This is a genomic window from Rhodococcus sp. (in: high G+C Gram-positive bacteria), from assembly GCF_049299235.1.
Lineage (GTDB): Bacteria > Actinomycetota > Actinomycetes > Mycobacteriales > Mycobacteriaceae > Rhodococcus.
This window is the reverse complement of record NZ_JBAQXC010000316.1, coordinates 1-12,188: the sequence shown is the minus strand read 5'-3', so window position 1 is coordinate 12,188 and position 12,188 is coordinate 1. Positions and strand designations below refer to the sequence as shown.

Below are 12,188 nucleotides of genomic sequence, written 5' to 3'. Positions count from 1 at the left end.
CCGTGCAGGCGGCCACCGCGGGCCGGGAAGCGTGCGGTGTCGTGGCCGGTGCTCACGACCGCACCGATGCGGTTGCCGCCACCGCTGGTCAGGTGTGCGACGGCGGCAGCCGCGGCGACGGCGAGGTCGCGCTTCTCGCAGGTGCCGGTACCGAAATCGAGGCTGGCCGACAGATCGACCGCCAGCCACGTCTCGAGCTCGCGATCGGCGACGGATTGCCGCACGTGCGGATGGGTGGTGCGGGCGGTCACCGACCAGTCCATCTGCCGCACGTCGTCACCGGGCTGGTATTCGCGGGCATCGCCCGGTTCCGAGCCCGGTCCCGGAATCAGGCCGAGGTGGTCACCGTGCAGCACACCGTCGAGTCGTCGGCGCACCGTGAGTTCGAGGGTGCGCAGCGCGGCGGTGAGTGCGGGATCGCGCAATTCGCCGGAACGGAACGTCGGCGGCGACCCGTGGGCGCGTGGGCTCACCGCTGTCCTGCACCTGCCTCGGGGCCGACCGGAACGCCCGTGGCCGGCGCCACCGGTCCCGGAGCCGGCGGGACGGGCGCGTTGACCTGCGGGGTGACGTGCGGCAGTCCGACGGTCTGCAGGATGCGGCCCACGATCTGATCGGCCGTGACCTCGTCGGCGAGTGCGTCGTACGAGAGCACCAGACGGTGCCGCAGCACGTCCGGAATCACGTCGAGGACGTCCTGCGGTACCGCATAGTCGCGGCCGCGAACCAGTGCCAGCGCGCGGGCGGCCGAGATGATGCCGAGGGTGGCACGCGGGGAGGCGCCGTACGCGATCCACCCGTCGACGTCGGCGAGGCCGAGTTCGGCCGGGGCACGGGTCGCGAAGATCACCCGCACGACGTAGTCGACGAGCGCGTGGTGCACGAACACGCGGCTGGCGACGCCCTGCAGGCGTAGCACCTCGGCGTTGTCGAGGATCTGCTTCGGTTCCGGCGCGGACACACCCATGCGATAGACGATCTCGCGTTCCTCCTCGACGGTCGGATAGTCGACGAGGACCTTGAACAGGAAGCGGTCGCGCTGCGCCTCCGGCAGCGGGTAGACGCCTTCGTTCTCGATCGGGTTCTGGGTGGCCATCACCAGGAACGGCTCCGGCATCGGGAACGTCTTGCCACCGATGGTGACGTGTCGTTCGGCCATCACCTCGAGCAGCGCCGACTGCACCTTCGCAGGCGCACGGTTGATCTCGTCGGCGAGCACGAAGTTCGCGACCACCGGTCCGAGTTCGGTGTCGAACTCTTCGCGGCCCTGCCGGTAGATGCGGGTGCCGACGAGGTCCGTCGGCACCAGGTCGGGGGTGAACTGCACGCGGGAGAACGATCCGCCGACCACCTTGGCGAAGGTTTCCACGGCGAGTGTCTTGGCGACACCGGGAACACCTTCGAGGAGCACATGTCCCTTCGCGAGGACACCGACCAGCATCCGTTCGACGAGCCGATCCTGGCCGACGATGACGCGTTTGACCTCGTAGATCGCCTTCTCCAGGACCCGCACGTCCGCTGCCTGATCGGTGGCGGCGGCCGGTTTCGCCCCGTCCTTCGACAGTGCCGGAGGTTGTGTCCCCCCACCCGGTGCGGCCGGGCCCTGCGTGGTCGCGCCCTGTGTAGTCGCGCCCTGTGTAGTCGCGCCCTGGGTGTTCGTGCCCGACGTCCCACCCTCACGTGAGGTCACCAAGAATCCACCGCTTTCGCCTAGGTCGTTCCGCTGGAGATCACATTCGGGCACCACTATTCCAGGTGTGGCTCTCCGATGCCGCGAGCGTGTCCCACACGTGGTGCGCGAACCCGGTCCGCGACCGGAAAGCGCGAGCTCACGTGGCCGTCACGACGCCATCCGTTACGACACCATCCGCACCGCGTACGGAGTCATCCCGGACCAGCGCACGGGCGAGATCTTCACGTGCGATCCCGATTGCGGGGCCTCGAGCATCTGCCCGTCACCGAGGTACAGCCCCACGTGCTGACTCGCGTTCGGTCCGTAGAAGATCATGTCGCCGCGCTTCATCTCCGCCGACGGCACCTGGGTGCCCGCGGTGTACTGGTAGCCGGTGTAGTGCGGCAGCGAGATGCCGATGCCGGCGAACGCGTAGATCATCAAGCCCGAGCAGTCGAAGCCGACCTTGTTGAAGTCGCCGTAGCTGTCGGCCACACCGCCGTCGCGGATGCCGCGGGTCGGTCCGTTCTCGTCGCCGCCACCCCATGCGTAGGGCACACCGATCTGTGACATCGCGCGGTCGATGACGGTTTCGACGGCAGCCGGACCGACCACCGTCGTTCCCGGAGTTGCGCGCGGTTTGGCCTTCGGTGCCGACGGGGTGACCAGGCTTTCACCGGTCGGGTCGCCCGGATCCTGGTTTCCCCAGTCACGCCCGCTGCTGCTCGGCCGGTCTACGTCCTCGTCGGCCGTATCCGAGACGTCCGGCAGTGAGGTTTCGAACCCCGCCCAGTCCCCGGGGTCGACCCGGTAACCGTCGATCTGGGTGTGCGGGCGCTGACCGTTGGACAGTTCGGCGGCACGGGCGCGCGCTGCGGCGTCCGCGGCGACCCGCTGGGCGGCGTCCGAGGCAGCCTGGTGGGCTGCCGCCTCGGCTGCTGCCTGTGCCGCCTCCTCCGCCTGTCGCTGACGATCCCACGTGGCATAGTCGGCGCGTTGATCCTCCAGTCCGGCGACGTTGCGCCGGGCAGCATCCAATTCGGTCTGCGCCGCCGCGCGTTCGATCTCGATCCGCTGTTTGTCCGCTGCCTGCTGGTCCAGCGCGGAGCGTGCCTGCGCGATGGCGGATTCGGCCTCGGCCTTGCGCTGTTCGGCTGCCACGGACGCAGCGTCCGCTTCCTGCTTCGCCGCTCGCGCACGCGAGTTGTTGTTCGCTTCCTCGGTGCGGGCGCGTTCGAGTGCGTCCAGCACCGCGTTGCGTCCCGACGACAACAGCCGCATCACCTGGGCACGATCGAGGAGATCGTCCGGGCCGGTCGAGCCGAGGAACGACGCGAGTGACGCGGCGTTGGTTCCGCGGGTGTAGCTGTCGCGGGCGAACTCGTCGAAGTCGTTCTGCGCCTGTTCGATCCGAACGCCGGCATCGCGGAGCGCCAGCTGTGATCGAGTGACGGCATGCGCGGCCGCGTCGGCGGTGTCCCGGGCGCTCTGTAGGTCGACGAGCGCGCGGTTGACGCTCTCTCGCTTGATCGCGACCTGGTTCTCCAGCTCGGCGAGTTGCTGATCCGCGGACGCGATCCGGACGATCAGGTCGCCGACTCGGTCGAGACCCGTCTCGACGGCCGTGCCGGCGGCGGCGAGGGTGTCGTCGCTCGGGTTCGGTGGGGGTCCGGCGCCGCGCCCACCGTTGCGGCGGTTCCCACGAACAGTACCGAGACGAGCCCGAGCGCGACGAGTATCCGTGGCCCGACCGACCGTCCGGTCGCCGCCGACGTACCGGACTCTCGAATCCTGCGATGTCGCAACGCCCCGGCCCGTCGCGGATCTTCTCCTGGGTAACCGAAGCGCCTCACATCAACTCTCCCTCGGTGGTATCGCGCGCGAAACCGATCCGCCACGCCGAGGGAAGGACTGCACGCCGCATCGGGTCGCGCGATGCGCGACCGCTCACCGATCCGGTCTGGCCGCCGCGGACCGGTAGGTCCACGACGGCACGTGTGACACTCCTTCCCCAAGAGCGCCAATGGCACCGTACGACACATTGCGGTCGTTCGGCGCGACAGTCACGGATAAGAGACGAAATTGTTGGCCGGAGTCCTGCGTATCCGACGCCGAGCACAGACGAATGCTCACCGGTTCGGGATCCGCCCACTCCGCAGCGTGGGCAGATCCGCGGTCACCGCTCGGATGTCGCCGGACTCCCGGATTCGAGTGCCGCGTCGGTCTTGCGTCGGCGCGCGAACTTGGCGAGCGCGGTCGCGCCGGCGGCGGCTGCGACGACAACGATCAACAGGATCGTCCAGGCGGTCCAGTCCGGCCCGGGTTCGGTGATCGAGTCCACGAAGTTGCGGGTGGAGACGACCGGGTCGCCGGTATAGGTGCGATCCTGCGCTGCCTCCAGCGCAACCCGATCGAGGCTGTCGCTGAAGGTGCCGACCCATCCGGGACTGAGCACGAGGACCGTGCCGCCGTCCTCTGCACCGACCTCGGTCGCGAGGTCCCGCAACTGCGAATCGATGCGTGGGTCTCGATCCACGACCACGACCCGCAGGTCGATACCGTGGCTCTGTGCCCGTTGCACCTGCTCGACCAGACCCGCGACGCGTTCGGTGGGAGCGGAAACCTGGTCGTCGGCGAGGTCGGTCAGCACCTGGTCGAGCGTGACGCCCGGCGGGAGGTCCGTGGCCGATGGCACTGGAATTCGTGGCAGTGGCGCAGACATCTCTCTCCGGTGGGGTGGCACAGTTGGGACCGGCGGCGAGGTGGCATCGAGTCCGGCGAACTCGAGGACCCGCCGCACGGCGACATCCGCACCCTACGCGATGTGCGCCGCGGCACGGCCCGGCAGCGGGTTCCGGCCCGCACCAAAACATCCGTGCCACCGTTGCACCGCACGCATTGCAGGACAAGCGTACTGTTAGACTTGCTGCGAGACGCCGCGAAACCGCCACCCCGCCCCCGGGGAATCCGGTTCGGTTCCGCGTGCCTCGCTTCGGCCGCCGACACAGCCCCGTCGGCGGCGAGCCTCATCGACGAGTGGAGCTGACGTGAGCACCAGTACTGATTCGTTCGGAGCCAAGGGAACCCTGGAGGTCGGAGAGAACTCGTACGAGATCTTCCGTCTCTCGGCCGTGCCCGGCACCGAGAAGCTGCCCTACGCTTTGAAGGTTCTCGCCGAGAACCTGCTGCGCACCGAAGACGGTGCGAACATCACTGCCGACCACATCCGCGCGATCGCGAACTGGGATCCCTCGGCCGAGCCGAGCGTCGAAATCCAGTTCACCCCGGCCCGCGTGATCATGCAGGACTTCACCGGCGTGCCGTGTGTGGTCGATCTCGCCACCATGCGCGAGGCCGTCGCCACGCTCGGCGGCGACCCCAACAAGGTCAACCCGCTCTCCCCCGCCGACATGGTCATCGACCACTCGGTCATCCTCGACGTCTTCGGTCAAGCCGACGCCCTCGAGCGCAACGTCGACCTCGAGTACCAGCGCAACGGCGAGCGTTACCAGTTCCTGCGCTGGGGCCAGGGCGCGTTCGACGACTTCAAGGTCGTCCCGCCGGGCATGGGCATCGTGCACCAGGTCAACATCGAGTACCTGGCTCCCACCGTCATGACCCGAGGCGGTCAGGCCTACCCCGACACCTGTGTCGGCACCGACTCGCACACCACCATGGTCAACGGCCTCGGCGTCCTCGGCTGGGGCGTCGGCGGCATCGAGGCCGAGGCCGCGATGCTCGGCCAGCCGGTCTCCATGCTGATCCCGCGCGTCGTCGGCTTCAAGTTGACCGGTGAGATCAAGCCGGGCGTGACCGCGACCGACGTCGTGCTCACCGTCACCGACATGCTCCGCAAGCACGGTGTGGTCGGTAAGTTCGTCGAGTTCTACGGCAAGGGCGTCGCCGAGGTGCCGCTCGCCAATCGCGCCACCCTGGGCAACATGAGCCCCGAATTCGGTTCCACCGCAGCGATCTTCCCGATCGACGGCGAGACCATCAACTACCTGCGCCTGACCGGCCGCAGCGACGAGCAGCTCGCGCTCGTCGAGGCGTACGCCAAGGAACAGGGCCTGTGGCACGACGCCGACAAGGAACCCGCCTACTCCGAGTACCTCGAGCTGGATCTGAGCACCGTGGTGCCGTCGATCGCCGGCCCGAAGCGCCCGCAGGACCGCATTCTGCTCTCCGACTCGAAGGCCGCGTTCCGCCGCGACATCGATACCTATGTCACCAACGGCAACTCTGCCGCGCACTCCGCGCTGGACGAGGCCGTCGAGGAATCGTTCCCCGCATCCGATCCGGTCGAGGCATCCACGGCCCACGACGACGCCGTCGTGCCGTCGGCCGCGAACGGTTCACACGGTCGCCCCAGCAAGCCGATCGCCGTCAGTTCCGATCGCGGCGACTTCGTCCTCGACCACGGCGCCGTCGCGGTCGCGGGCATCACCTCGTGCACCAACACCTCGAACCCGTCGGTGATGATCGGTGCCGCCCTGCTGGCCCGCAACGCGGTCGAGAAGGGTCTGTCCTCCAAGCCGTGGGTCAAGACCAACATGGCTCCGGGTTCGCAGGTCGTCGCCGACTACTACGAGAAGGCCGGCCTCTGGCCGTACCTCGAGAAGCTCGGCTTCTACCTGGGCGGCTTCGGCTGCACCACCTGCATCGGCAACACCGGTCCGCTGCCGGAGGAAATCTCCAAGGCCGTCAACGACAACGACCTCGCGGTCACCGCGGTCCTGTCCGGCAACCGCAACTTCGAGGGACGCATCTCCCCCGACGTGAAGATGAACTACCTGGCGTCGCCGCCGCTGGTCATCGCGTACGCCATCGCAGGCACCATGGACTTCGACTTCGAGACCGACGCCCTCGGCCAGGACCAGGCCGGCAACGACGTCTTCTTGAAGGACATCTGGCCGTCCGCGCAGGAAATCGACGACACCATCAAGGCCGCCATCAGCCAGGACATGTTCCGCAAGTCCTACGCGACGGTCTTCGCCGGTGACGAGCGCTGGCAGAACCTGGCCACCCCGGAGGGCGACACCTTCGCATGGGACGACAAGTCGACCTACGTCCGCAAGGCGCCGTACTTCGACGGCATGACGATGGAGACCACCCCGGTCACCGACATCAGCGGTGCCCGCGTCCTCGCACTGCTCGGCGACTCGGTCACCACCGACCACATCAGCCCGGCCGGCCCGATCAAGCCCGGCACCCCGGCCGCGCAGTACCTGGATTCGCACGGCGTCGAGCGCAAGGACTACAACTCGCTCGGTAGCCGTCGCGGCAACCACGAGGTGATGGTCCGCGGCACGTTCGCGAACATCCGTCTGCAGAACCAGCTTCTGGACGGCGTCTCCGGTGGCTACACCCGTGACTTCACCCAGGACGGTGCCCCGCAGTCGTTCATCTACGACGCGTCGCAGAACTACCAGGACGCCGGCATCCCGCTGGTCGTCCTCGGCGGTAAGGAATACGGTTCGGGTTCGTCGCGGGACTGGGCTGCCAAGGGCACCCGCCTGCTCGGCGTCAAGGCCGTCATCACCGAGTCGTTCGAGCGCATCCACCGCTCGAACCTCATCGGCATGGGTGTCATCCCGCTGCAGTTCCCGGCCGGCGAGTCGGCGAAGTCGCTGGGCCTGACCGGCACCGAGGTCTTCGACATCGAGGGCATCGCGAAGCTCAACGAGGGCGTCACCCCGAAGACGGTGAAGGTCACCGCGACCAAGGAAGACGGCGCGAAGGTCGTCTTCGACGCGGTCGTGCGCATCGACACCCCCGGCGAGGCGGACTACTACCGCAACGACGGCATCCTGCAGTACGTGCTGCGCAACATGATCCGAGGCTAGCGGCGACCGATGGTCGTGTCGTCTCCGGCGACACGACCATGGCCGATGCACGACATGCCCACATGTGAGCGATGTCGGCCCGGACCGAGGCAAGGCGCTCACGACCACGTATCGCCGTCGGCAACAGTCGAGTCGGCAGTGGTCGTGAGCGCTTTGCTCACGCGGCGCCCTTCACTCAGCGCCCCTCCGAGCGAGGGACCGAACACCCGACGAAGGAGATTCCTGTGCCCAAGGTCAGCGAGGACCATCTCGCCGCACGCCGGAGCCAGATTCTCGACGGCGCGCGACGCTGCTTCGCCGAACACGGCTACGAAGGCGCCACGGTCCGACTCCTCGAGGACGCCACCGGATTGTCACGCGGCGCGATCTTCCACCACTTCAAGGACAAGGACGGCCTGTTCCTCGCGCTCGCGCAGGAAGATGCGCGACGAATGGCCGAGGTCGCGGCCGACGAGGGCCTCGTTCAAGTGATGAGGGACATGCTGGCCTCCCCGGAACAGTTCGACTGGCTCGGTACGCGCCTCGAGATCACTCGCAGATTGCGCACCGACCCCGATTTCGCGAAGGCCTGGACCACGCATTCGGCGCAGTTGACCGAGGCCACCGAAGGCCGTCTCGCCCGGCAACGCGAAGCGGGAAAACTCCGCGACGACGTGCCGACCGATGTGCTGCTCGGCTATCTGGATCTGGTACTCGACGGTCTCGTCGCACGTCTCGCGTCGGGGCATGCGGAAGAGGAACTCACCCAGGTGCTGGACCTGGTCGAGGAGTCGGTGCGTCGCCGCGGGTGACGGTAGCGACACACCCGCTCAGGCAGCGCCGCCGGACGCGGCCGCACGCCGGCGGTTGGGGCCGCCGCGGCCTCGAAGCGCCACATGGGATTCGACGAGGACGTTGTGCACGAACCCGTAGGAGCGTCCCGTTTCCTGCGCGAGCGCGCGGATACTGGCCCCCGCTTCGTAGCGGCGCTTGAGTTCTTCCTGTAGGCGGTTCCGGGACTCCCCGGTGACCCGCATGCCCTTGGTGAAGGTGGACTGCCCGTCCTCGGATCTGCGTACCATCGGATCCTCCCGGCGACTCGACAAGGCTCCGCTTCCCAGGCTAGTTCACCCGGACGGAACCCGAGGCGGATCGCCGCGCCCGGTCGTTCCGGTCGCAGCTTGTTCCGGTCGCAGCTTGTTCCGGTCGCAGCTTGTTCCGGTCGTACCGATCACGCGAGTTGGATCAGCTCCAGATACTCCTGCGACCAGTGGTCCTCGGTGCCGTCGGGCAGCAGGATCACCCGCTCCGGGTTCAGCGCCTCAGCGGCTCCCGGGTCGTGGGTGACCAGCACGACTGCGCCTTCGTAGCTGCGCAGCGCGTCGAGCACCTGCTCCCGCGAGACCGGATCGAGGTTGTTGGTCGGCTCGTCGAGAAGCAGCACGTTCGCCGCCGACGACACCAGGCCGGCCAGCGCCAGACGAGTCTTCTCACCGCCGGACAGGGTGCCTGCGGGCTGGTCGAGTTGCGGCCCGGTGAACATGAACGCGCCGAGCAGCCCACGCAGATCCTGTTCCCCGGCGTCCGGCGCTGCGTGCCTGATGTTCTCCCACACACTGGCGGCGTCGTCGATGGTGTCGTGTTCCTGCGCGAAGTAGCCGACCTTCAGTCCGTGACCGGGCACGAGTTCGCCGAGATCGGGGGTTTCGACGCCGGCGAGCAGTCGCAGCAGGGTGGTCTTGCCTGCACCGTTGAGGCCGAGGATCACCACGCGGCTGCCCCGGTCGATCGCCAGGTCGACACCGGTGAAAATCTCCAACGAGCCGTATACCTTGGTCAGCTCCTTCGCCATGAGCGGGGTCTTGCCACACGCGGCGGGCGTCGGGAACCGGATCTTGGCGACCTTGTCGGCGACGCGCACGTCGTCGAGATCGTTCAGGAGCTTGTCGGCGCGCTTGGCCATGTTCTGGGCGGCCGTGGCCTTGGTGGCCTTGGCTCCGAGCTTGGCGGCCTGCTTCTGCAACGCAGAGGCCTTCTTCTCGGCGTTCGCGCGTTCGCGGCGCCTGCGCTGTTCGTCGGTCGCGCGGGCGTCGAGGTACTTCTTCCAGCCCATGTTGTAGACGTCGGCCTCGCCCCGGACCGCGTCGAGGAACCACACCTTGTTGACGACGTCGGCGAGCAGGTCGACGTCGTGGCTGATGACGATGAGCCCGCCGTCGTGGCCCTGCAGGAAGCCGCGCAGCCACGTGATGGAATCGGCATCGAGGTGGTTGGTCGGCTCGTCGAGCAACAGCGTGGTGTCGGACTTGCCACCGGAGCCGTCGGACGCGGCAAACAGAATCCGAGCGAGCTCGACACGCCGCCGCTGGCCACCCGACAGGGTGTGCAGCGCCTGGCCGAGAACCCGGTCGGGCAGGCCCAGGCTGTGGCAGATGCTCGCAGCCTCGGATTCGGCGACGTACCCGCCGAGCGTCGAGAAGCGTTCCTCGAGCGATCCGTACTTGCGGACGGCTCGGTCGCGGATCTTCTCGTCGACGGCTTCGGCCATCAACGCCTGCTGCTTCTCCATGCTGCGCAGGATCTCGTCGAGACCGCGCGCGGACAGCACCCGGTCCTTCGCAAGGACGTCGAGGTTGCCTTCCTTGGGGTCCTGCGGCAGATAACCGAGGTCGCCCGAGCGCAGCACCGTGCCCGCATAGGGTTCACCCTCCCCCGCGAGAATGCGCAGGGTGGTGGTCTTGCCTGCACCGTTGCGGCCGACCAGCCCGATGCGATCGCCCGCCTGCACCCGCAATGCCGGCCCCGGCGCGGAGAGTAGCGTCCGCACACCGGCGCGGACTTCCAGGTCGGTGGCGGTGATCACGGGTGGGACTCCTCGGGGACGAACGGAACGGGGTCATGATGCCGGACGAGCGGGCACACGAAATATCCATTTTACCGTGGGGTCGGGCTACTTCAGAGGTGAGATGCGCTACGTTCCGACCATGACGAGTACCCCCATCCCCGCTGCCCCCGACCTCGCGGGGCGTGTCGCCCTGGTGACCGGCGCAAGCCGTGGCATCGGCAAGGCCGTCGCCGCCGAACTCCTCGCCCGCGGCGCCCACGTCGCGATCACCGCCCGCAAGCCCGAACCGCTCGCCGAAGCCGCCGCCGACCTGCGGGCGCTCGGTCACCGAGGCTCGGTACTGGAACTGCCCGGCAATGCCGGCGACGCCGATGCGCGCCGCGAATCGGTGCGGCGCACCGTCGACGAGCTCGGCAGTCTGGATGTACTGGTCAACAACACCGGCATCAACCCGGTGTTCGGGTCCTTGATGGACGCCGACCTCGACGCGGTACGCAAGATCTTCGACGTCAACGTCGTCGCCGCGCTCGGATACGTGCAGGAAACCTATCGGGCGTGGATGGCCGAGCACGGCGGCGCGATCGTCAATGTGGCGAGCGTTGCCGGGCTCCGTTCGACCGGGGTGATCGGCGCGTACGGCGCGTCGAAGGCCGCGCTGATCCGGCTGACCGAGGAACTCGCATGGCAACTCGGCCCGTCGATCCGTGTCAACGCGATCGCACCGGGCATCGTGAAGACGCAGTTCGCCTCCGCGCTCGTCGCGGGCGGCGAGGACACGGCTGCGGACGGATACCCGATGAAGCGGCTCGGTACCCCCGAGGACGTGGCGCAACTGGTGGCGTTCCTCGCCTCGGACGCGGCGCAGTGGATCACCGGCGAGACCGTTCGGGTCGACGGCGGGCTGCTCGCGACCGGGTCTCTTTGACGGCTGCTGCCGGCGGTAGCGCCACATCCGAGCCGGCAGATCTCGTGATCGCCGGCCTCGGGCCGGCCGGTCGCGCGCTCGCGTTCCGGGCCGCGGCGGCCGGTCTGAGGGTGACGGCCGTCGATCCGCATCCGGATCGGGTGTGGACAGCGACGTACGCCGCGTGGGCGGACGAGTTGCCCGGCTGGCTGCCGGCGGTCGCGGTCGCCACGCATATCGACGCTCTCGCCGCCCGGACGGTGCGTGAGCATCGCATCGATCGCCCGTACCGTGTGCTCGACTCCGCGGCGCTGCAGTGCACTCTGTCGTTGGACGACGTTCGGGTGGTGGCGGCACGAGCGGTCGAGGTCAATCGCGACGATGTCGTACTCGCCGACGGGAAGCGCCTGACCGGTCGCTGCATTGTCGACGCTCGTGGGCTGGCCACGACCCGGGAGCGCGCACAGCAGACCGCCTTCGGGCTCGTCGTCGATGCCGGCACAGCAGCGGCTGCGCTCGACAATCACGACGGCTGGTTCATGGATTGGCGGCGCGACAACGGCACCGGCGCCGGCGCCGGGGACGTCGCGTCCTTCCTGTATGCGGTGCCGGTCGGCCAGGACCGAGTGCTACTCGAAGAAACCTGCCTCGTGGGCCGGCCCGCGCTTACGCTGCCGGAACTGGAACGGCGGCTGCGCGCCAGGCTCGCGGCGCGCGGTGTGTCATTGTCCGGTACCGAACCGGTCGAGCGCGTCCGTTTCGCCGTCGAGGGCGGCGACCGCCACCGCGACGGCCCGGTCGGATACGGGGCGTGCGGTGGCCTGATGCACCCGGCCACCGGATATGCGGTGGCCACGTCGTTGTCGGCCGCCGACGCAGTGGTGGCGGCCCTGGCTGACGGGCGAGCGCCGGATCGGGTGTTGTGGGGACCTGGAGCACGGA

General features: G+C 68.4%; 9 protein-coding genes and 1 pseudogene. 4 read left to right on the top strand and 6 right to left on the bottom strand.

Features of this window, described 5'->3' with window-relative positions; genetic code table 11:
* The 4 genes and pseudogenes from WAX14_RS19495 to WAX14_RS19480 form a co-directional block, all read right to left on the bottom strand.
* Window positions 1-473: DUF58 domain-containing protein (locus WAX14_RS19495; protein WP_422629697.1), on the bottom strand; the 473-nt coding region annotated here is incomplete at its 3' end.
* Entirely contained in the window at window positions 470-1,564 is a 1,095-nt protein-coding gene (locus WAX14_RS19490; protein WP_422629698.1) for an AAA family ATPase, read from the bottom strand. The genes WAX14_RS19490 and WAX14_RS19495, both read right to left, overlap by 4 nt.
* 291 nt (window positions 1,565-1,855) lie before the next feature.
* Window positions 1,856-3,462, bottom strand: a pseudogene (locus WAX14_RS19485) (NlpC/P60 family protein).
* 386 nt (window positions 3,463-3,848) lie between these two features.
* Window positions 3,849-4,394, bottom strand: coding sequence for a DUF6676 family protein (locus WAX14_RS19480; RefSeq protein WP_422629696.1), 546 nt, complete (start codon window positions 4,392-4,394; stop codon window positions 3,849-3,851).
* A 325-nt stretch (window positions 4,395-4,719) separates the two neighbouring features.
* Between WAX14_RS19480 and acnA the strand changes: the two genes are divergently transcribed.
* Together acnA and WAX14_RS19470 are read left to right on the top strand one after the other, a co-directional pair.
* The gene (gene acnA, locus WAX14_RS19475) at window positions 4,720-7,518 is read left to right on the top strand and encodes an aconitate hydratase AcnA (protein WP_422629695.1); all 2,799 of its coding nucleotides are present in this window, start codon (window positions 4,720-4,722) and stop codon (window positions 7,516-7,518) included.
* Between the two features lie 224 nt (window positions 7,519-7,742).
* Window positions 7,743-8,309, top strand: coding sequence for a TetR/AcrR family transcriptional regulator (locus WAX14_RS19470; RefSeq protein ID WP_422629694.1), 567 nt, complete (start codon window positions 7,743-7,745; stop codon window positions 8,307-8,309).
* An 18-nt stretch (window positions 8,310-8,327) separates the two neighbouring features.
* Here WAX14_RS19470 and WAX14_RS19465 read toward each other — a convergent pair whose 3' ends face one another.
* Window positions 8,328-8,579, bottom strand: a complete 252-nt coding sequence (locus WAX14_RS19465; protein WP_422629693.1) for a helix-turn-helix domain-containing protein — start codon at window positions 8,577-8,579, stop codon at window positions 8,328-8,330.
* Window positions 8,580-8,728: 149 nt separating this feature from the next.
* Window positions 8,729-10,360, bottom strand: a complete 1,632-nt coding sequence (locus tag WAX14_RS19460) for an ABC-F family ATP-binding cassette domain-containing protein (RefSeq protein ID WP_422629692.1) — start codon at window positions 10,358-10,360, stop codon at window positions 8,729-8,731.
* A 121-nt stretch (window positions 10,361-10,481) separates the two neighbouring features.
* On the opposite strand from WAX14_RS19460, the gene WAX14_RS19455 reads away from it, so the two are divergent.
* Together WAX14_RS19455 and WAX14_RS19450 are read left to right on the top strand one after the other, a co-directional pair.
* Window positions 10,482-11,267 (top strand): SDR family oxidoreductase, encoded by a 786-nt coding sequence (locus WAX14_RS19455; protein WP_422629691.1) that lies wholly within the window; start codon window positions 10,482-10,484, stop codon window positions 11,265-11,267.
* The coding region (locus WAX14_RS19450; protein WP_422629690.1) for a lycopene cyclase family protein at window positions 11,264-12,188 on the top strand (925 nt) is incomplete at its 3' end. The genes WAX14_RS19455 and WAX14_RS19450, both read left to right, overlap by 4 nt.